The sequence below is a fragment of the Streptomyces sp. WAC07094 genome (assembly GCF_036320405.1).
GTDB lineage: Bacteria > Actinomycetota > Actinomycetes > Streptomycetales > Streptomycetaceae > Streptomyces > Streptomyces lannensis.
The window spans coordinates 4,922,869-4,942,964 of sequence record NZ_JAVMJZ010000001.1 but is presented as its reverse complement, the minus strand read 5'-3'; the positions used below and the strand labels follow the sequence as shown (position 1 = coordinate 4,942,964).

Genomic DNA, 20,096 nt, shown 5'->3' with positions numbered 1-20,096 from the left:
GTCGGGCGTGAGGGACGCACCATCGGCCCGACCCCGGGCAGGCCGCGTCACGGCGGCTGAACCGTCGTCAGCCGGGTCTCGCCGCCATGGGCCGGCAGGCCCCGGCGGGGGCCGGTCCGCGTCCCGAGGCGGCCGAGTCGGGCGAGGAGGGCGGACGGCACATCGGCGCGGAGGCGGAACCCTCCGACTCGGCTCCGATGCCGTTGCGGTCGCGGTGCGTCAACGGCGGCGCAGGCGCTTGTCGGTGATGGGCGGGGTGGGGTCGATGTAGAAGTCGTCGGGGTTGACGTCGACGCCGGGCGGCACGATGGCGTCGATGCGGTCGAGGATGTCGCCGTCGAGTTCCACATCGGCGCCGGCGAGGAGATCGTCGAGTTGCTCGGGGCGGCGGGGGCCGATCAGCACGGCGGTGACGGCCGGGTGGGCACGTACGAAGGCGACGGCGAGGTGGGCGAGCGGCAGCCCGGCCTCGGCCGCCAGGGCACCGAGCTTCTGCACGGCCTCGGCCTTGGCCCGGACGCCGGGCCGGGACAGATCGAACATCTTCGCGCCGAGCCCCGCGTTGCGGTGCCCCGCGGTGGGGTCGGTGCGGCCGGAGAGCCAGCCGGAGTTCAGCGGGCCGAAGGTCAGCACACCCATGCCGTACCGCTGGGCCGTGGGCAGCACACGGCTCTCCACACCCCGGGTGAGGACCGAGTACGGCGACTGCTCGGTACGCAGGCGGTGGTGACCGCGGCGCTCGGCGGTCCACCGGGCCTCCACGGTCTCCTCGGGCGCGAAGAAGGAACCGCCGACGGCGCGGACCTTCCCGGCGCGGACCAGGTCCGACAGTGCGGCGAGGGTCTCGTCCACATCGGTGCCCGGATCCGGCCGGTGCATCTGGTAGAGGTCGATGTGATCGGTGTCCAGACGCCGCAGGCTGTCCTCGATCGCGCGACGGATCCAGCGGGCCGAGCCGCCGCGGTGGTTGGCGTCCTCCCCCATCGGGAGCCCGAACTTGGTGGCCAGCACGACCTCGTCGCGGCGGCCCTTCAGAGCCTTGCCCACGATCACCTCCGACTCCCCGGCGGAGTAGACATCCGCGGTGTCGATCAGATTGACACCCGCATCGAGGGCCGTATGGATCATGCGGATGCTCTCGTCGTGATCGGTGTTGCCCATCGCTCCGAACATCATCGCCCCGAGCGCGTACTCGCTCACCGACATGCCGGTACCGCCGAGAATCCTGCGCTTCATCGCAGATCACCTCCTGGTGTTCGTGGTTGTGTCCGCGTTCGAGCCAAGCACGGCGGACGAGGGAGGTGAGAGGCCTGATCGAACAGGGGGTCCAGCAGTGCCCCCTTCGCCGATCCGCATCGGGGCCGCCGCAACTACCCTGGTCGCATGGGTCGTGAGCCGAATGTGGCGCTGCGCGAGTTCCTGCGCTCACGTCGCGCGAAGATCACTCCCGAGGAGGCCGGGCTGCCGCCGCATCCCGGTACGCGGCGAGTGCCCGGCCTGCGGCGCGAGGAGGTCGCCCAGCTCGCCGGCGTCAGCATGGACTACTACATCCGTCTCGAACGCGGGCACCAGGCGGGAGTCTCGGAAGCGGTCCTGGAGGCACTCGCCCGCGCCCTTCGACTCAGCGAAGTGGAACGCGCCCACCTGTTCCGGATCGCACGGCCCACCCCTGCCCGGCACCGCCCGTCGGCGCCGCAGCGGGTCCGCCCGGGCCTGCGGCTGCTGCTCGACACGCTCACCGAGGTTCCGGTCCTGGTGCTGGGGCGGCGCCTGGACGTGCTGGCCGCCAACCACCTCGCCCGGGCCCTCTACACCGACTTCGACGCGCTGCCCCTGCGCCACCGCAACATGGCCTGGCTCCTCTTCCTCGACGAACGGGTGCGCGCGCTGCACACGGACTGGGCGGAAGGCGCCCGCGGCACGGTCGCCTCTCTGCGCCTGTACGCAGGGCGCCACCCCGACGACCCCGCCCTGGACGAACTCGTCGAGGAACTCTCCCTGCGCGATCCGGACTTCCGCCGCTGGTGGGCCGATCACGACGTCCTCCAGCGCAGCCACGGCGTCAAGCGCTACCACCATGTCCTCGTCGGCGACCTCGTCCTCGGCTACGAGGCCTTCACCGCCACCGACGACCCCGAACAGACCCTCGGCATCTACACCGCCGAGCCCGGCTCCCCCTCCGAGGAGCGCATGCGGCTCCTCGCGGGCCTGAGCGCCCCTTCGCGACGGCCGGGCCACCCCCTGCTTCCGCCGCACGGCTGAGCGGCACCCGGCGGTGGAGGTGGGGCCGTGGTGCGCCTGGCGGCACGGAGGGCGCCGACGTACCCTCATATCCGGAACGGGTTCCGGTTGCAGGTGGCGGCAGGAAGGACATCGGCAGTGACCGACCACGAGGGGGACACGGCACGGCACCGCCGGCCCCTGCGCGCCGACGCGCAGCGCAACGAGGACAAACTGCTGGAAGCAGCGGCCACCGCCTTCGCCCGTGAGGGAGCGGGCGCCTCGGTCAAGGACATCGCCCGCGCAGCCGGCGTCGGTGTCGGCACCCTCTACCGCCGCTTCCCCTCCAAGGAACTGCTCATCGAGGCCGTCTACCGGCAGGAAGTGCAACGCCTGTGCGAGGCGGCGCCGCATCTGACGGCCACGCTGCCGCCCAGGGACGCGCTGCGGACCTGGATGGAACACTTCATCGACTTCATGACCGCCAAGCAGGGCATGGCCGACGCACTGGCCGTGGTACTGACCGACGACAACGAGAAGCTGCACACCCGAGCCCTGCTCGCCGACGCCATCGCCCACCTCCTCGCCCCCGGAACCGGCACTTCGGTGACCCGGCCCGGTGTCGACGCACAGGACGTACTGATGGCGCTCGGCGGAATCAGCCTCATGGCCGCCGGCGAGCAGCAACGCGACCTGGCCACCAGACTCATCGACCTGCTCCTGCACGGTGTCGTGACCGGATGACACGACCAGGGAGCCATGCCGTGCCCGGGTCGAACGCCGGCCGCCGTTCCGCCTCGAAGCCGGCGGCCGGGTGCGGACCCCGGACGTCACCGAGGCGGTCGAGGTGGTCGTCGCCCGGCTGCGTTCGGGCGGGACGCCGGAGCACACGACCGCGATCGTGGACGCATGAGGGAACCCGGAGTGCCGCAGCCACCGCCCAGCCGTGAGGACGTGGCCGCTCGACGACATCGGCGGTGGACCGGCCCGTCGGCGGTCGGGATGCGATCTGCACGACGCGGACAAGGTCGACCGGACGGCTCCTGGAACCGTTTCGGCAGGTCCGGCGGGCGAGGGCGGCGACGCCGGAACTCCCGTACGAGGGAGGGGTTCCCCGAAGGGCGGGGGCCGGACGTTCCCGTGGAGCCGGCAGAGTGAACCGCCGACCGGTCGTCACTCCAGGTCAGCACGCGAGTACGCGGTGGTGCCCGGAACCGGACTCGAACCGGTACGCCCGCGAGGGGCAGCGAGGTTTAAGCTCGCCGTGTCTGCATTCCACCATCCGGGCAGGCCATGAGCGCCGCATCGAGCGTTCCGAGCCTATCGGGGGCGCCTCCCCCGAACAGCGGGCGGGCGACGCGATGTTGTCTTATTTTATTGATGTCTGAGGGTGCATCAGCACTCGGTACGGGCCATCCGCACTTGCCAATAGCCTCGCGGGCCGCCGGGGCCGCTGCACGGGGAATGACGGAATTTCACCGTCCCGATGGATGGCCGTGGAACGGGCCCCCACAGCACATGAGCAACCGCTTTCCCCGGGCGCCTTCTCGGGGGAGCCCGTCATACCCAGGTATGACGGGACGCGGGCCGGTCCGACTCGAGACTGCCCCGGGAACCGGAACAGCGGGTGACTACACGCCGCTGATCGGCCGCGACGATGGAACACGTCTTCATCACCGTCGCCGTCCCGACAGGAGCACCCTCCCGTGACCAGCACTCCCCTCGTCGACCGGACCACCACCGTGGCCGCCCGCGCCACGGATCTGTCGAAGGTCTACGGACAGGGCGAGACCCAGGTGGTCGCCCTCGACCGGGTCACCGTCGACTTCCAGCAGGCGCAGTTCACGGCGATCATGGGGCCCTCGGGCTCGGGCAAGTCGACGCTGATGCACTGCGTCGCCGGGCTCGACTCCTTCTCCTCCGGTTCCGTCCGTATCGGCGACGTCGAACTCGGCTCCCTCAAGGACAAGCAGCTCACCAAGTTGCGCCGGGACCGGATCGGCTTCATCTTCCAGGCGTTCAACCTGCTGCCCACGCTGACGGCCCTGGAGAACATCACGCTGCCCATGGACATCGCGGGCCGCAAGCCCGACAAGGCCTGGCTGGACACCGTGATCCAGATGGTCGGGCTGTCGGGGCGGCTGAGCCACCGGCCCTCGCAGCTGTCGGGCGGTCAGCAGCAGCGCGTCGCGGTGGCGCGCGCACTCGCGTCCAGGCCGGAGATCATCTTCGGCGACGAGCCCACCGGAAACCTGGACTCGCGCTCCGGCGCGGAGGTTCTGGGCTTCCTGCGCAACTCCGTACGGGAGTTGGGGCAGACGGTGGTGATGGTCACCCACGACCCGGTGGCGGCGGCGTACGCGGACCGGGTGATCTTCCTGGCGGACGGGCGGATCGTGGACGAACTGCACGAGCCGAGCTCGGAGGCGGTGCTGGACCGGATGAAGCGGTTCGACGCCAAGGGCCGCACGAGCTGACGCCGGGCGCACATCCCCTCGGGGCCCGCCCCACCCGCCCCTCGGGGCCACCCATCCACCGCACCCCCAGCCCTGGACAGAGAAATGTTCCGTACCGCCCTGCGCAACGTGCTCGCGCACAAGGCCAGGCTGCTCATGACCGTGCTCGCCGTGATGCTCGGCGTGGCCTTCGTGTCGGGCACCCTGGTGTTCACCAACACCATCTCCGAGGCCTACCAGAAGAGTTCCGCCAAGGGCCTCGACCAGGTCGACGTGGCGATCCGGCCGGAGGGCCGGGCGTCCCACGGCGACACGCTCGCCAAGCAACCCCGGCTGACACCGGCGCTCCTGGACAAGGCCGCCAAGGCACCGGGCGCCGGCACCGCCATCGGGGTCGTCAGCGGCTTCACCGCCATCGCCGACAAGGACGGCAAGCTCATCGGCGGTGACTTCCAGTCCCAGGGCGGGAACTACTGGGGGACCGAGGACCCCCGGTATCCGATCGTCGACGGACACGCGCCGCAGGGGCAGGACGAGGTCCTCATCGACTCCGAGACCGCAAAGCGCGCCGGGTACAAGGTCGGTGACACGGTACGGCTCTCCATCGACGGCCCCGTGCTGACGCCGAAGGTCGCCGGCGTCTTCACCACCGACGACGGCAACGTGGCCGCGGGCGGCAGCCTCGCCCTCTTCGACACGGCCACCGCCCAGCGCCTGTTCCACAAGGACGGCTCGTACGACGAGATCGATGTGAAGGCCGCATCCGGGACGAGCCAGATCGCGCTGCGCAACGCCCTCGACGAGATCCTGCCGAAGGATGTCGCCTCCACCACCACCGGCAAGCAACTCGCCGACGACCAGGCGCAGCAGATCGCCGCGGCGACGCGCGACCTGCGCACGGGACTGCTGGTCTTCGCGGGCATCGCGCTGTTCGTCGGCACCTTCATCATCGCCAACACCTTCACCATGCTGGTCGCTCAGCGCACCAAGGAACTGGCCCTGCTGCGCGCGGTCGGCGCGTCCCGCCGCCAGGTCACCCGGTCCGTGCTCATCGAGGCGTTCGTGGTCGGCGCGGTCGCGGCCGTCACCGGTCTGGTGGCCGGCATCGGCATCGGCGCCGGACTGCGCACCCTGGTGAGCCGGTTCGGCGGCACGATCCCGGACGGTCCGCTCATCGTCAGCCCGGGAACCGTCGCCACGGCCCTCGTCGTGGGCATCCTGATCACGATGCTCGCCGCCTGGCTGCCCGGCCGGCGCGCCGCGAAGATCCCGCCGGTCGCCGCCATGGGCAGCCTGCACGCGAAGGCCACCGCCAAGTCCCTGCTGCTCCGGAACACGATCGGCGCCCTGCTGGCCTCGGCCGGCGTCGCCGTCATCCTCTACAGCACCACACTGAACGCCTCGGACGCCCAGGGCCCGATGGGGCTCGGCGCGGCGATCCTCGTCATCGGCGTCTTCGTCCTCACCCCCCTGCTGTCCCGCCCGCTGATCGCGGCAGCGGCCCCTGTGCTGCGTGTCTTCGGGGTCGCGGGGAAGCTGGCCCGGCAGAACTCGGTGCGCAACCCGCGGCGCACCGCCGCCACCGCCTCGGCCCTGATGATCGGCCTGACCCTGATCACCGCTCTGACGGTGATGGCGGGAAGCCTGCAGACCGCGATCGACAAGATGGCGTCCTCCGCCCTCAAGGCGGACTACGCGGTGACGATGGCGAACGGCAACGACCTCTCGCCCGACGTGGAGAAGAGACTGAAGTCGGCCGACGGCGTCATCGCGACCAGCCCGCTGCGCAACGCGCCCTCGCGCATCAACGGCGAGACCGAGTTCCTGACCGGCGTCGACGGCGCCACCATCGGCAAGCTGACCGCGCTGACGGTCGACGCCGGCACCTTCGAGGTCGGCGGCACCCGGGTCGTCGTCGACCACGACACCGCCACGTCCCACCACTGGACGGCCGGCTCCCGGTTCACGGTGTCCTACGAGGACGGCAAGAGGCAGCAGTTGACGGTCGCCGGTGTCTACCGGAGCACCGAGATGATGCGCGGCATCATGCTGGACACCGCGACGCTCGCTCCGCACCAGACCGAGCCGTCCGACATGCAGGTCCTGGTCAAGACGTCCGGCGGGGCCACCGCCTCGGCCAAGGACGCGCTGGTGAAGGCGCTCGGCGACAACCCGGCCATCAGGATCATGGACAAGAAGGACATCTCCAACAGGATCGGCCAGATGTTCACGCTGATGCTGAACATGCTCTACGGCCTGCTGGCCATGGCCGTGATCGTCGCCGTGCTCGGCGTCATCAACACCCTCGCCATGTCGGTCTTCGAGCGCTCGCAGGAGATCGGCATGCTCCGTGCGATCGGACTGGACCGCAGGGGCATCAAGCGGATGGTCCGGCTGGAGTCCCTTGTGATCTCGCTCTTCGGCGGTGTGCTCGGTGTCGGCCTGGGGGTGTTCTTCGGCTGGGCCGCCGGTGAACTGCTCGGCACGAAGCTGGCGACCTACGAGCTGATCCTGCCCTGGGGGCGCATGGCCGTCTTTCTCCTCCTGGCGGCGACGGTGGGTGTGCTGGCCTCCCTGTGGCCGGCCCGCCGCGCGGCCCGTCTGAACATGCTCACGGCGATCAAGTCGGAGTGACGACCTACCGAAAGGGCCCCGTTCCGCAGTCGGAACGGGGCCCTTTCGCCGTGCCCGGGAAGGTCACCCGCCCCAGGTACGGGCGCGCAGGGGCATGCCCGAAGCGCCCGACTCGGGCGAGCGCACCGCCAGGACCTGGTTGACGCCGATGCGGTTGTGTTCGAAGGACAGCGCGGAGGCGGCCATGTAGAGGCGCCAGACGCGGGCCCGACCCGGGCTGGTGAGGCGCTGCGCCCGCACCCACTCGGCCTCGAGGTTCGCGACCCAGCGGCGCAGGGTCAGGGCGTAGTGCTCGCGCAGGCTCTCCACGTCGCGGACCTCGAACCCGGCACGCTCCAACTGAGTCACCGTGCTGCCGATGGGCGCGAGCTCGCCGTCGGGGAAGACGTAGGCGTCGATGAACACGTCGACCGAGTAGGCCGACTCGTCCTTCTGGGGCCGCCGCGCGATCTGGTGGTTGAGCAGCCGCCCGCCCGGCTTGAGCAGGGCGTACAGATCCCGGGCATACCCCAGATAGCGCTCGGCGCCCACGTGCTCGGCCATGCCGATGGAGGAGATCGCGTCGTACGGGCCGTCGGTGACGTCGCGGTAGTCCTGCACCCGGATCTCCACGCGATCGGTCAGGCCCTCCTCGGCGACCCGCTTGCGGGCGAACACGGCCTGCTCCTGGGAGAGGGTGATGCCGACGACGCTCACGCCGTACTCGCGAGCGGCGTGCACGGCCATGGAGCCCCAGCCGCAGCCGACGTCGAGGAGCCGCTGACCGGGCTTCAGGTCCAGCTTGCGGCAGACCAGTTCCAGCTTGTCGCGCTGGGCGTCCTCGAGGGTGGAACCGGGACCCGCCCAGTAGGCGCAGGAGTACACCATCGACGGGCCGAGGACGATCTCGTAGAAGTCGTTGCCTACGTCGTAGTGGTGGCTGATGGCGCGTCGGTCGCTGCGCCGGGTGTGGAGGTGGCCGCGGACTCTGCGGACCTCCTCGGGAGGCGGCGGAGGCGGCGGGAAGGGCCCGGCCATCCTGGCGAGGCCGCGTACCGCGGCGCGGACCTGCGGGTCGCGGGCCGCCTGGCTGAGGGAGCGGGCGTCCTCGCCGCGCTCCCAGATGAGGCCCGCCAGGAGGTCGAGGGCGGTGTACAGATCACCGTCGATCCCCAGATCCCCGGAGACCCAGGCCCGGACGAGGCCCAACTCGCCCGGTTTCCACAGAAGACGGCGCAGGGCACGGCGATTGCGCACGACGAGGGCGGGAGCGCCCGGCGGCCCGGACTCCGAACCGTCCCAGGCGCGGATGCGCACAGGGAGCGGGGCTCCCAGCAGTTGTTCCACGAGGCTCTTCAGCCGCGGCGCGGCGTCGGCCATGGTGCACACCTCCCATAGGGGCGTCCCCTTGCTCGAACACAGTCGAGAGCTCGGGGAGAGCGATCCCGGAATGCTCTACACCACGTAAACACCTGTAGGGCCGCCCCGCAGTCCCCCGTTGGCGTTACAGCTGGGCAAAAAGCCTGCGTGCACGCCGAAAGGGGCCGCCCGCACCACGGATGGCGGGCGGCCCCTTTCGGGTGTTGCCGGGGAGGGGACGCGAGGTCAGGAGGCCTTGGCCTTCTCCTCGGTCTTGACCGCGGCGGCGACGGGCGCCGGCTTGGCGGCCTCGTAGAACTCCTCGCGCGGCGACTCGATCGCGCCGAGGGAGACGACCTCGCGCTTGAGGAACATGCCCAGCGTCCAGTCGGCGAAGATCCGGATCTTCCGGTTCCAGGTCGGCATCGCCATGCCGTGGTAACCGCGGTGCATGTACCAGGCGAGACGGCCCTTGAGCTTGATCTTCATCTTGCCCATGACGATCATCGCGACGCCCTTGTGGAGGCCGAGGCCCGCCACCGCGCCCTTGTTCGCGTGGCTGTACTCCTTCTGCGGGAAGCCGCGCATACCGGAGACCACGTTGTCGCCGAGCACCTTGGCCTGGCGCAGCGCGTGCTGTGCGTTCGGGGGGCACCAGGCGTTCTCGTTGCCCGCCTTGCGGCCGACGAGGTCGGGCACCTGCGCGTTGTCGCCGGCGGCCCAGATGTAGTCCGTGCCCTGCACCTGGAGCGTTGCGGCGGTGTCGACGTGACCGCGCGGACCGAGCGGCAGCCCGAAGCGGGCGAGCGCCGGGTTCGGCTTGACGCCGGCCGTCCACACGATGGTGTTGGAGTCGACCTCGAGGCCGTTCTTCAGCACCACGTGGCCGTCGACGCAGGACTCCATCGAGGTGGAGAGGTAGATCTCCACACCGCGGCCCTCGAGGTGCTCCTTGCCGTACTGGCCGAGCTTGGGGCCGACCTCGGGGAGAATCTTGTCGGCGGCGTCGACGAGGATGAAGCGCATGTCCTCGCGGGACACGTTCCTGTAGTACTTGGCCGCGTCCCGGGCCATGTCCTCGACCTCACCGATGGTCTCCGCACCGGCGAAGCCACCGCCGATGAAGACGAAGGTGAGCGCCCTGCGGCGGATCTCCTCGTCGGTCGTGGAGTCGGCCTTGTCGAGCTGCTCGAGGACGTGGTTGCGCAGGCCGATGGACTCCTCGATGCCCTTCATACCGATGCCCTGCTCGGCGAGGCCGGGGATCGGGAAGGTGCGGGAGACCGCGCCGAGCGCGATCACGAGGTAGTCGAAAGGCAGCTCGTACGCCTCGCCGACCAGCGGGGCGATCGAGGCGACCTTGCGGTCCTGGTCGATGGTGGTGACCCGGCCGGTGAGGACCTCCGCCTTCGGAAGCACGCGTCGCAGCGGGACGACGACATGCCGGGGGGAGATGCTGCCGGCGGCGGCTTCGGGGAGGAAGGGCTGGTAGGTCATGTACGAGCGCGGGTCGACGACCGTGACGGTCGCCTCGCCGTAGCGCATCTTCTTGAGAATGCGACGAGCTGCGTACAGGCCTACGTACCCACCGCCTACTACGAGGATCCTGGGACGCTCCGTGGTGCTCATGGCATCGAGTATCCACCCGCCCCAGGGGGGTCGCTCGTGCGCCCCTTCACAAGCTTGGGCGGGGTGTCTGCTACACTGCGCCGCTCGCGTGACGGAGGTCATTCCGTCACGACATCATCCCCTCGTGGGGTGAACGGCCGTCAAGGCCACGTGAGCTGCCACGCAAGGCTTTCGGGGCGCCGAACGACGACTCCGCACCCTCGCCGGCGAGCCCTCCCGGAACGCTCGCCGGAGCACCCCCGACGACGCCTCACACCCCGCGGACGGCCGAGTGGACCCCCGCCGTCGCCCGGCCGGTGCGATTTCCTTGTGAAGAACTTCACGAAGTTTTCCGTGCGCCCTCCGCCAAGGGGGTCCCAGGGCCCCGCCGGCTACGCTCATACGTTAACCGACCTGCTCAGGAGAGGATACCCGCGGGTAGGAAATCCCCCTGCCGGAGCCCCCTGACCGCCCGTCAGAACCCGTGCACGCGCCGGGCGATGAGACACGTCTACGCGATGGACCAGGCGATGCCGTCGAGGATGTCGTGCTCGCTGACCACGACTTCGGCGGCCCCGATCCGCTCCATGATCGCGAGCAGGACGAGGGCGCCCGCGCCGATCACATCGACCCGGCCCGGATGCATGGAGGGGATCGCCGCGCGCTCGGCGTGCGTGGACCTCAGCAGCCGTTCGGTGATCTCCCGGACACGGTCCCGGGAGATCCGGGAGTGGTGGATCCTCGCGGAGTCGTACTCCGGGAGGTCCTGGTCGATCGCGGACACGGTGGTGACCGAACCGGCGAGCCCGACGAGGGTGCGCGCCTCGTGCAGCGGAACCGTCTTCTCCACCAGGTCCAGTGCGGCCTCGATGTCGTGTCGTATGGCCGCGATCCGCTCGGGGGACGGCGGATCGGAGACGACTCCCTCGTGCACGAGATGACGCTCGGTCATACGGACGCAGCCGATGTCGACGGACCGCGCCGCCCGTACGTGCTCCTCGCCCACCACGAACTCCGTGGAACCGCCGCCGATGTCCACGACCAGAAAGGGCTTCGCCAGGTCCGCGCGGCCCACCAGCTCCTTGGTCGCGCCCGTGAAGGAGAACTCCGCCTCCTGCTCGCCGGAGATGACCTCGGGCTCGACGCCGAGGATCTCCAGCACCCCGCGGACGAAGACGTCCCGGTTCTCGGCGTCTCGGGAGGCGGACGTGGCGACGAACCGGATCCGCTCGGCGCCGTGCTCCTTGATGATCCCGGCGTACTCCCGGCAGGCGGCGAACGTGCGCTCGAGGGCCTCGGGGGCGAGCCGCCCGGTCCGGTCCACGCCCTGGCCGAGCCGGACGATGGTCATCCGCCGGTCCAGTTCGACGAGTTCGCCGGTGGCCGGGTCGGCGTCCGCGACCAGGAGCCGGATGGAGTTCGTACCGCAGTCGACGGCGGCGACGCGCGTCATGAGCCCTCCTCCTCGGAATCGGTGCGCGCTGCGGCGGACCGGCCGGTACCGGACGGGTCCGCCTGCGCCTCCTCACCGTACGGCGGCTGCGCGGGTGTCACGCACGACCCCTTGCGCCACCACTGCGGCAGCATCGCGATCGCCTCGTCGCCCAGCGGGTTGACCCCGGGGCCGGCGACCAGGGAGTGCGCGACGAGCACGTGCAGGCACTTCACCCGGTCCGGCATGCCGCCCGCGCTCGGGAAGCCCGCCAGCACCTCGATGGCGTCGCGGCGGGCGATGTAGTCCTCGTGCGCGGCGCGGTAGGCGGCGGCCAGTTCGGGGTCGGTCGCCAGACGCTCCGTCATCTCCTTCATGACGCCGCCCGCCTCCAGCGTGCCGATCGCGGACGCGGCACGCGGGCAGGTCAGGTAGTACGTCGTGGGGAACGGCGTACCGTCCGGGAGCCGGGGTGCCGTCTCCACGACGTCCGGCTGCCCGCACGGGCAGCGGTGCGCGATCGCGCGCAGCCCGCGTGGGGGGCGCCCGAGCTGCTGCTCGATGGCCGCGACGTCCGCGTCCGTGGGCTCGGTGCGCGGGGTGGGCGGCAGATCGAACAACGTCTGCGCGCTGCGCTGCCCCTCAGGGGCGGCGGACGGTCGGCGGGCGGGAGTTTCCATGGCTGTCTTTCAGGCTGTCTTTCTCGTCGGTGCGCTGATCCGTCGGATCGGTGATGCGTCCGGTCATCGGGACGTCCGGCTCACAGCGCCTCTGCGTGTGCGACGGGGGCCCCGTGCACGTCCGCCCCGCCGGGGCGGCGGGCCGGTTCACCGGCCGGACTTGTCGGACCTGTCGACCCCGTCCCAGATGTTGTCGTACCAGGGGCGCGCGGCACTCGTGAGATCCGCACGCGACTGCCTGGCCGCGTCGGGGTCGATCACGATGTAGCCGGTCTCCCCCGGCAGCACATAGTGCAGCCGCAGCCGGATCTGCTGCTCCGCGTACGCGTCGTCCTGCCAGCGCGCCTTCAGGTCGCGCAGCTGCTCGACGCGCTCGCGGGCCTGCGCCTGCTGCCGCTCCAGGTCCGCGACCTCGGCCCGCTGGGAGACGTACTGCCTTATCGGGTACGCCAGTGCCACGATCAGCGAGCACAGGACGAGTGCGAGCAGCGCGGCACGGCCGGTCAGCCGGGAGCGGCGGGCCTGCCGCCTGGTCTGGGAGCGGTAGACCCTGGCCGCGGTCTGCTCCCCGAGCAGTCGCAGCCTGGTCGCGGTGGAGAACCGGTCACGGTCCTTCACGGCCATGTCCCCTCCTCCCCTTCCACACGTACGTACGTCCCCGCACACGGTACGGGACCGAGTACGGGGACGTACGGACGACTGGCTAAGGCGTGGCCCTGCCCGCTCAGCCCTTGAAGCGCGGGAACGCGCTGCGGCCCGCGTACACCGCGGCGTCGTCGAGGATCTCCTCGATGCGCAGCAGCTGGTTGTACTTGGCGACGCGCTCGGAGCGGGCCGGGGCGCCGGTCTTGATCTGGCCGCAGTTGGTGGCGACGGCCAGGTCGGCGATGGTGACGTCCTCGGTCTCGCCGGAGCGGTGCGACATCATGCACTTGAAGCCGTTGCGCTGGGCCAGCTCGACCGCGTCCAGGGTCTCGGTCAGCGAGCCGATCTGGTTGACCTTCACCAGCAGCGCGTTGGCGGTGCCCTCCTCGATACCGCGGGCCAGGCGCTCGGGGTTGGTGACGAACAGGTCGTCGCCCACGAGCTGGACCTTGTCGCCGATCCGGTCGGTGATGACCTTCCAGCCGGCCCAGTCGTCCTCGAACAGCGGGTCCTCGATGGAGACGAGCGGGTAGGCCGCGACGAGCTCCTCGTAGTACTCCGTCATCTCGGCGGCGGAGCGCTCCTTGCCCTCGAAGAGGTACTTGCCGTCCTTGTAGAACTCGGAGGCGGCGACGTCGAGGGCGAGGGCGATCTGCTCACCGGGGACGTACCCGGCCTGCTTGACGGCCTCGAGGATGAGGTCGAGGGCCTCGCGGTTGGAGCCGAGGTTCGGGGCGAAGCCGCCCTCGTCGCCGAGACCGGTGGACAGGCCCTTGCCCTTCAGCACCTTCTTGAGGGTGTGGTAGACCTCGGTGCCCCAGCGCAGGGCCTCGGAGAAGGACTCCGCACCGATCGGCGCGATCATGAACTCCTGGATGTCCACGTTGGAGTCGGCGTGCGAGCCGCCGTTCAGGATGTTCATCATCGGCACCGGCAGCAGGTGCGCGTTGGGGCCGCCCAGGTAGCGGAAGAGCGGGAGGTCGCTCGCCTCGGAGGCGGCGTGGGCGACGGCGAGGGAGACGCCGAGGATGGCGTTGGCGCCGAGCGAGCCCTTGTTGTCGGTGGCGTCCAGGTCGAACATCGCCTGGTCGATCAGGCGCTGCTCGGTGGCGTCGTAGCCGACGAGCTCCGGGCCGATCTGCTCGATGACGGCGAGGACGGCCTTCTCGACGCCCTTGCCCTGGTAGCGGTTGGGGTCACCGTCGCGGAGCTCGATGGCCTCGAAGGCGCCGGTGGAGGCGCCGGACGGAACGGCGGCACGACCCGTGCTGCCGTCGTCGAGGCCGACCTCGACCTCGACCGTGGGGTTGCCTCGGGAGTCCAGGATTTCCCGGGCTACGACGACGTCGATGGACGGCACGAGCATCTCCTTCTTGGATGTGACGCTGAGAGTGCGGGGCACTTGCGACTAGAGCCTATCCGCCCCGGAGCGGCGGCCGGCCGACCGACCGTCCCGTGGACAGGATGACGGTACACATTGTTTCAGCGCGGAACAAAGGGGCGGGGAAAGTCGCGGTGAAATGCACGGGACGGGCAAGCAAAAGCCCCGCTCCGATGCGTACGGGGGGTACACGCACCGGAGCGGGGAGCCCGTGGGGACGGGGGCTGTCCTCATGTGACCGCCGCGAAGGAGGTCACGCGCACGAGGACTCGGTGGACCGGCTGCCCGGCCGCTGTCACTTCAGGTGCAGCTGCTGACCCGGGTAGATGAGGTCGGCGTCCTCGACGACGTCCTTGTTCAGCTGGAAGAGCTTCTGCCAGCCGCCCTGGACGCCGTTCTTCGCGGCGATGGAGCTGAGGGTGTCGCCCTTGACGACCTTGTACTCGCCGTCGCCCTTCTCGACCTTCTGGCCGGCCGGGGTGGTGACGGTCTTCTTCGCGGCCGGACGCTCGGTCGAACGGGAGGCCGACTTCGGGGCCGTGCGGTCGGTGCCGCTCTTCGCGCTGCCGGAGGAGGCTGCGGCCGCACCGTTGTACGGAGTACCGGACAGGCCCTTGCCGCAGACCGGCCAGGCGCCCTTGCCCTGACCCGCGAGGACCTTCTCGGCTGTCGCGATCTGCTGCGACTTGCTCGCCAGGTCGGCACGCGAGGCGTAGGCGGTGCCGCCGTACGCGGCCCAGGTCGAGTTCGTGAACTGCAGACCGCCGTAGAAGCCGTTGCCGGTGTTGATGGACCAGTTGCCACCGGATTCGCACTGGGCGACGGCGTCCCACTCGGAGGCGGTGGCAGCGGAGGCGTTGCCGGCCGCGAGCAGCGGGGCCGCGACGGCGGCACCGGCAACACCGGCGAGCGAGATGACGCGGACGGCCTTGGACGGACGGCGGTGCTTGCCCTTGCCGGAACACAGCATGGTTCGATCCCCTCACCGACGCCTGCGAGGTGAGCTGTCGGGTTCGGGCCGGTTGAGTTGCCCGGCCGTGCGCAACTGGGCGCACGGCTCCACCCCAAGCCGGCCCGGTCGATGTCCGGGCGCGGCACTTACCTTGGGTCCCCCGCTCCTGCCTACGGCGCTTGACGCGACGACTGTTCCGCACGGCCGCTGGCAGGATTCGGCGTTGCGACCGTGGGGGCCCGCTGTGGCGAGCGGTCATGACCGTAAGCAGTCGATCCGCGGAATTTCAAAGACGATCAGGGCCTTTGAGACCCATCTCTCACTCTCGCCAAATCGGACATTAAGCCCGAAGTGGGATGTGAAGTACCGCCGGTCGACGGGCAGTTCAGTGCTTCCCGGCGGTCGGGTCCACGTCGAGCGCAAGGCTCTGACCGGGGAGGATGAGGTCCGGATCGGCGCCGACCGTCTGCTCGTTGGCCTTGTAGAGCGCCCGCCACCCGCCGGAGAGGTCAAGGGAGTCGGCGATGTCCGACAGATTGTCCCCGGGGCGGACGGTGTACGAGCCGTCGACACCGTCGCGTGCGACCCGGGAGTCCCGCGAGGCATGCCGGCCCGCCGAGTCGCCCGCACGGCTGCCGGAGTCGCCCTCGTCGGCGCTGCCACCGCGGTGACGTCCGACGCCGGACGCCTCACCCGCATCGTCACCCGAAGAAGCGCCACTCCGCCCGGACTTGTCCGACTCATCACCCTTCGCACCGGTGGATGAGTCGTCGTCGCCCCGGAAGGTGCCGGCGCCCGGACGGTCACCGTCGCTGTCATGGGACGTACCGGAAGAGGGGGACGAAGAGGAGGAGTCGGACGACTCCGACGAAGACGAAGAGGAGGACGGGTTCGTCGAAGCGGATGTTCCGGATGAGTCGGACAAGCCGGAGTCGAGCCCGAAGTCGGAGGAGCCTCCGTCCGACGAGTCGCCCGCCACGCCCGTGTCGACGTCCGCGGAGCCGGAGTCCTCGTTCAGTCCCGCGACCAGCGCGCAGGCGGACCAGACGGAGGAGCCCTGGTCGGCGAGAATCCTCTCGGCGACGGCGATCTGCTGCGAACGGCTCGCCCGGTCGGGGCTCGAGGCGTAGGCGAGACCGCCGTGCCGCTCCCAGTCCCGCTGCGTCAACTGCAGCCCGCCGTAGCGGCCGTTCCCGGTGTCGGCGCTCCAGGAGCCGCCGCTCTCGCACTGCGCGACCCGGTCCCAGGTGGTGCCGTCGGCCGCGCTCGCGCCGCCGGCGCCCAGAAGCGGAATCGCGATCGCCGAGCCGGTCACCCCTGCTGCGACGAGGAGGGCCGGAGCCTGGCGGGGGCGACGGTGACGACCGTTCCCGGAGAGCATGCGGTTGCCTTTCACACGACAGCAGTGAACCCCGCGGCGGCTGTGGCGTGCCGCCCCGTTGCTGCGTGAACGTATCGGCACTCGGCCGCTTGTCACAAGTTAATGCAGCGCAGATCACGTGAAGATCACAGTGGTGAGGGACCGTCACCCTCCTGTGACCGGCCGAGCGTTCACCGTGTCATTCGGTGGAGTCGGCGGTACGGAAATGATCTTTTTCCGGAATCGGTGTGAACTCCACGGGAAGCGTGCGCAATCCGCGCATAATGAGCCCGCCGCGCCAGCGCAGATCGGCGGAATCCACCGCAAGTCGCAGGTCCGGCAGGCGGGTCAGGAGGGTGGCGAGCGCCGTCTGCCCCTCGATGCGGGCGAGCGGAGCGCCCAGGCAGTAGTGGATGCCGTGTCCGTATCCGAGGTGCTGATTGTCACGACGGGCGAGGTCGAGCACATCGGGGTCCGCGAACCGCTCCGGATCCCGGTCGGCCGCCGCGAGCACGACGAGCACCGGGTCCCCGGGGGCGATGTCCTGCCCGCCCCCGATGGCGACCGGCTGTGTGGCGAAGCGCCAGGTGGCGAGCTCCACCGGGCCGTCGTAGCGAAGGAGTTCCTCCACGCCGGTCTCGAGCAGCGACCGCTCGCCGCGGGCGAGGGAGCCCTGGAGCCGGGCTCGCTGCTCCGGGTGGCCGAGGAGGGCGTAGGTGCCGTTGCCGATGAGGTTGACCGTGGTCTCGAACCCGGCGAAGAGCAGGATGAAGGCCATGGCGGCGGCCTCGTTCTCGGTGAGGTGCTCGCCGTGGTCCGAGGCGCGGATGAGCCCGGAGATCAGGTCCTCGCCGGGGCCGGGCGCCTCGGGCAGGGCCTCCCGCTTGCGGTGGATGAGGTCGGCGAGGTAGCCGCGCATCTTCTTGACGGACCGGGCGACTCCGCCCCTCGGCCCCCCGCCGTGCCGGATCATCATCCCCGCCCAGTCCCGGAAGTCGTCCTGGTCCTCGCGGGGCACGCCGAGCATGTCGCAGATGGCGTAGATGGGGAGCGGGAAGGCGAACTCGTGGATGAGGTCGGCGGAGCCGCGGCCCGCGAACCCGTCGATGAGCCGGTCGGTCAACTCCTGCACCCTCGGCGCGAACTCGGCGACGCGCCGGGGTGTGAAGGCCTTGGAGACGAGCCGGCGCAGCCGCGTGTGGTCCGGCGGATCGATGTTGAGCAGATGAGTCATCAGCTCGGCCTTGCGCTCGCCGGGGATGCCGGTCCTGCCCCTGGCGTGTGCCGGTTCGTCGTGATGCGCCGGGTTCTTGCTGAGCCGCTGGTCGGCCAGGGCCTGCTTGGCGTCGGCGTAACGGGTGACAAGCCAGGCCTCGACACCGCTGGGCAGCCTGGTCCGGTGCACGGGGGCATGCTCGCGGAGCCAGGCGTAGGCGGGATACGGGTCGGCGGCGAACTCCCAGGTGAAGAGCTCAGGGGTGGGGTTCGTGCGCGCGGGGCGGGGCTCGTCGGTCACCCGTCGACGGTATCCGGCCGCCCGCAGCGGGCCGCACCTCAGCCGCCGCTCTCCGCCTCCCGGATCGCGTCCCGGTAGGTACGGGCGGCCGCCCGCAGCGCCGCCTCGGGGTCCACACCCTCGGCCTCGGCGCGCGCGGCCATCGCCAGCAGTTCGTATCCGACGCCCTCCCCGTGCGGCAGCGGGACGTCGAGACCGGCCGTGCGGGCGCGGGACGACAGCTTGGCCGCGAGCGCCAGGCCCGGCTGGCCGAGGGGGACGCCCTCCGTCACCGAAGTGCGCTGCTTCTCGAGGGCCTTGGTGCGCAGCCAGTGCTCCTTGACCTCTTCCGGCGTCGTGGCGGTCTCGTCGCCGAACACATGCGGGTGGCGGTGGATCAGCTTGGCCACGATGCCGCCCGCCACGTCGTCGATGGAGAACGGGGCGTCCGGGTCCTCCTGCGCGATGCGCGAGTGGAAGACGACCTGGAGCAGGACGTCTCCCAGTTCCTCGCGCAGTTCGTCCCGGTCGCCCGCCTCGATCGCCTCGACCAGCTCGTACGCCTCCTCGATGCCGTACTTGGCCAGACCCCGGTGGGTCTGCCGGGAGGACCAGGGGCACTCGGCGCGGATGCGGTCCATGACCTGGACGAGGTCGAGCAGCCGGGCCCCGGGCAGGTCGTACGACGCGGGCAGCAGCTCGAGCTCCGGCATCCGCACCCGCCCCGAGCCCGCCAGCCGGGCCAGGCCGTCGGTGAGCCGGGGCTCTCCCTCGCCGGTCGCGACGACGACGACCGTACGGCCGCCGGCGCAGGCCTCGATCAGCTCCTGTGCGGACGGGGCGGCCTCGTCGACCACGATGCCCGCCTCACGCAGATAGGGCAGCTGGGGGTGCGCGCCGTCCGCGCAGCTGACCCGGTCGGCGTCCCGCAGCACCTGCCAGGCGGGCCAGGACAGCAGACCCGGTGCGACCCGGTGGCTGGTGGTGAGCAGGACGATACGGCCGACGGCCGCCTCGGAGGCTTCGGTCCCGTGCGGACCCTGGGCGCGGGAGCTGGTGGTGTTCACCCTTCGAACGTAACGCACGCCACCGACGGCCCGTACGCGGTCCACGGGCCCCGCACCGACCGTGCTACGCCTGCTGTCCGGGCGTCACGGTGACCTCCTTGACCCACGGCGTCCTCGCGTCCACGCGGCTGCTCTTCTGCACGTCCCAGGTGCCGTAGCGGGGATTGAGCTTGATGCCGAGCTCCTTGGACGCCTGCGCCATCGCCGTCCAGAACGCGGCCTTACCGTCGGTCGTGTTCATGTCGACACCGAGTGACCCTGCCAACTTCTGGGCCTGGACCTCGGTGCGGAGGCTGTCGTCGAGACGCTGGGGTGCGACCCCGTACTGCTGCAGCCACGCCGACTGCAGCGCCTTGCTGCCGCCCGCCTGCTGCTCCAGGCCCTGCCGCATCTGCTCGACGTCACTGCGGGTGACGCCGACGCCCGCCTCCTTGGCGGCACGGTTCAGGACCCGGTCGAGCACCATGGTGTGGAGCGTGTCCCGGGTGAGGCTGCTGGTCTGGGCGAGTGTCTGCTGGTACTGGGCGTCGTCGGTGGCGGCGGCGCGCTGCGCCGTGCGCACCTCGTTCACCCGGCTCTCCAGCTGTGCGACCGTGATCCGCTGCCCTCCGACAACGGCTGCGGCACCCGCATGGGGGGACCCGCCGCACGCGGTGAGGAGGGGAGCCGCGGCCAGGGCGGCGCTGAGGGCGATCGCGGTGCGACGGCGGTGCAAGGTGGCCTCCCGAGGAGATTGTGCGGCGATGCACAAGGTCTTGCGAAGATCGATGGTAGGCAGTGACCAGGCTCTGGCCAACCCATTCGAACCAACGATTCGCCGGGACTTCG

16 protein-coding genes, 1 tRNA gene and 1 riboswitch are annotated in these 20,096 nt (G+C 70.6%); of the genes, 4 read left to right on the top strand and 13 right to left on the bottom strand.

Annotation, left to right across the window (positions count from 1 at the left end; translation table 11 throughout):
* Positions 1–219: 219 nt before the first annotated feature.
* Positions 220–1,236 carry an aldo/keto reductase gene (locus tag RCR19_RS21900; protein ID WP_331266671.1) on the bottom strand — a complete coding sequence of 339 codons (1,017 nt, stop codon included), beginning with the start codon at positions 1,234–1,236 and terminating at the stop codon, positions 220–222.
* Positions 1,237–1,383: 147 nt separating this feature from the next.
* Here RCR19_RS21900 and RCR19_RS21895 point away from each other — a divergent pair, with 147 nt between their 5' ends.
* Positions 1,384–2,262 carry a helix-turn-helix transcriptional regulator gene (locus RCR19_RS21895; RefSeq protein WP_331266670.1) on the top strand — a complete coding sequence of 293 codons (879 nt, stop codon included), beginning with the start codon at positions 1,384–1,386 and terminating at the stop codon, positions 2,260–2,262.
* Positions 2,263–2,379: 117 nt separating this feature from the next.
* A complete protein-coding gene (locus RCR19_RS21890) occupies positions 2,380–2,964 on the top strand; it encodes a helix-turn-helix domain-containing protein (RefSeq protein ID WP_331266669.1) in 585 nt (194 codons plus the stop codon).
* A gap of 458 nt (positions 2,965–3,422) precedes the next feature.
* Here RCR19_RS21890 and RCR19_RS21885 read toward each other — a convergent pair.
* Positions 3,423–3,508 (bottom strand) — tRNA-Leu (locus RCR19_RS21885).
* 418 nt (positions 3,509–3,926) lie between these two features.
* Here RCR19_RS21885 and RCR19_RS21880 point away from each other — a divergent pair.
* The gene (locus RCR19_RS21880; RefSeq protein WP_059130741.1) at positions 3,927–4,697 is read left to right on the top strand and encodes an ABC transporter ATP-binding protein; all 771 of its coding nucleotides are present in this window, start codon (positions 3,927–3,929) and stop codon (positions 4,695–4,697) included.
* 84 nt (positions 4,698–4,781) lie between these two features.
* Positions 4,782–7,310, top strand: coding sequence for an FtsX-like permease family protein (locus tag RCR19_RS21875; RefSeq protein ID WP_331266668.1), 2,529 nt, complete (start codon positions 4,782–4,784; stop codon positions 7,308–7,310).
* Between the two features lie 63 nt (positions 7,311–7,373).
* On the opposite strand, the gene RCR19_RS21870 is transcribed toward RCR19_RS21875, so the two are convergent.
* The 11 genes from RCR19_RS21870 to RCR19_RS21820 form a co-directional block, all read right to left on the bottom strand.
* Positions 7,374–8,669, bottom strand: a complete 1,296-nt coding sequence (locus tag RCR19_RS21870; RefSeq protein WP_331266667.1) for a cyclopropane-fatty-acyl-phospholipid synthase family protein — start codon at positions 8,667–8,669, stop codon at positions 7,374–7,376.
* Positions 8,670–8,894: 225 nt separating this feature from the next.
* Positions 8,895–10,277 carry an NAD(P)/FAD-dependent oxidoreductase gene (locus RCR19_RS21865; RefSeq protein ID WP_331266666.1) on the bottom strand — a complete coding sequence of 461 codons (1,383 nt, stop codon included), beginning with the start codon at positions 10,275–10,277 and terminating at the stop codon, positions 8,895–8,897.
* A 490-nt stretch (positions 10,278–10,767) separates the two neighbouring features.
* Entirely contained in the window at positions 10,768–11,709 is a 942-nt protein-coding gene (locus RCR19_RS21860) for a Ppx/GppA phosphatase family protein (RefSeq protein ID WP_331266665.1), read from the bottom strand.
* On the bottom strand, positions 11,706–12,368 hold the full coding sequence (locus RCR19_RS21855) for a DUF501 domain-containing protein (protein WP_331266664.1): 663 nt from the start codon (positions 12,366–12,368) through the stop codon (positions 11,706–11,708). Before RCR19_RS21855 ends, RCR19_RS21860 begins: the two co-directional genes overlap by 4 nt.
* A 147-nt stretch (positions 12,369–12,515) precedes the next feature.
* Positions 12,516–12,992, bottom strand: a complete 477-nt coding sequence (locus tag RCR19_RS21850; protein WP_331266663.1) for a septum formation initiator family protein — start codon at positions 12,990–12,992, stop codon at positions 12,516–12,518.
* A gap of 100 nt (positions 12,993–13,092) precedes the next feature.
* The gene (eno, locus tag RCR19_RS21845) at positions 13,093–14,379 is read right to left on the bottom strand and encodes a phosphopyruvate hydratase (RefSeq protein ID WP_331269516.1); all 1,287 of its coding nucleotides are present in this window, start codon (positions 14,377–14,379) and stop codon (positions 13,093–13,095) included.
* Between the two features lie 310 nt (positions 14,380–14,689).
* Positions 14,690–15,364 (bottom strand): transglycosylase family protein, encoded by a 675-nt coding sequence (locus RCR19_RS21840; RefSeq protein WP_331266662.1) that lies wholly within the window; start codon positions 15,362–15,364, stop codon positions 14,690–14,692.
* 4 nt (positions 15,365–15,368) lie between these two features.
* Positions 15,369–15,534, bottom strand: a riboswitch (cyclic di-AMP (ydaO/yuaA leader).
* Positions 15,535–15,731: 197 nt separating this feature from the next.
* Positions 15,732–16,727, bottom strand: a complete 996-nt coding sequence (locus tag RCR19_RS21835; protein ID WP_331269515.1) for a transglycosylase family protein — start codon at positions 16,725–16,727, stop codon at positions 15,732–15,734.
* A gap of 178 nt (positions 16,728–16,905) precedes the next feature.
* On the bottom strand, positions 16,906–18,222 hold the full coding sequence (locus RCR19_RS21830) for a cytochrome P450 (RefSeq protein WP_331266661.1): 1,317 nt from the start codon (positions 18,220–18,222) through the stop codon (positions 16,906–16,908).
* 38 nt (positions 18,223–18,260) lie between these two features.
* Positions 18,261–19,268 carry a nucleoside triphosphate pyrophosphohydrolase gene (locus tag RCR19_RS21825; protein ID WP_331266660.1) on the bottom strand — a complete coding sequence of 336 codons (1,008 nt, stop codon included), beginning with the start codon at positions 19,266–19,268 and terminating at the stop codon, positions 18,261–18,263.
* Between the two features lie 64 nt (positions 19,269–19,332).
* On the bottom strand, positions 19,333–19,983 hold the full coding sequence (locus RCR19_RS21820; protein WP_331266659.1) for a SurA N-terminal domain-containing protein: 651 nt from the start codon (positions 19,981–19,983) through the stop codon (positions 19,333–19,335).
* Between the last annotated feature and the right edge of the window lie 113 nt (positions 19,984–20,096).

Bases quoted from the DNA above. Each gene is read 5' to 3' on its own strand.
- RCR19_RS21900 (WP_331266671.1), bottom strand. From the start codon at position 1,236: ATGAAGCGCAGGATTCTCGGCGGTACCGGCATGTCGGTGAGCGAGTAC.
- RCR19_RS21895 (WP_331266670.1), top strand. From the start codon at position 1,384: ATGGGTCGTGAGCCGAATGTGGCGCTGCGCGAGTTCCTGCGCTCACGT.
- RCR19_RS21875 (WP_331266668.1), top strand. From the start codon at position 4,782: ATGTTCCGTACCGCCCTGCGCAACGTGCTCGCGCACAAGGCCAGGCTG.
- RCR19_RS21870 (WP_331266667.1), bottom strand. From the start codon at position 8,669: ATGGCCGACGCCGCGCCGCGGCTGAAGAGCCTCGTGGAACAACTGCTG.
- RCR19_RS21865 (WP_331266666.1), bottom strand. From the start codon at position 10,277: ATGAGCACCACGGAGCGTCCCAGGATCCTCGTAGTAGGCGGTGGGTAC.
- RCR19_RS21860 (WP_331266665.1), bottom strand. From the start codon at position 11,709: ATGACGCGCGTCGCCGCCGTCGACTGCGGTACGAACTCCATCCGGCTC.
- RCR19_RS21855 (WP_331266664.1), bottom strand. From the start codon at position 12,368: ATGGAAACTCCCGCCCGCCGACCGTCCGCCGCCCCTGAGGGGCAGCGC.
- RCR19_RS21850 (WP_331266663.1), bottom strand. From the start codon at position 12,992: ATGGCCGTGAAGGACCGTGACCGGTTCTCCACCGCGACCAGGCTGCGA.
- eno (WP_331269516.1), bottom strand. From the start codon at position 14,379: ATGCTCGTGCCGTCCATCGACGTCGTCGTAGCCCGGGAAATCCTGGAC.
- RCR19_RS21840 (WP_331266662.1), bottom strand. From the start codon at position 15,364: ATGCTGTGTTCCGGCAAGGGCAAGCACCGCCGTCCGTCCAAGGCCGTC.
- RCR19_RS21835 (WP_331269515.1), bottom strand. From the start codon at position 16,727: ATGCTCTCCGGGAACGGTCGTCACCGTCGCCCCCGCCAGGCTCCGGCC.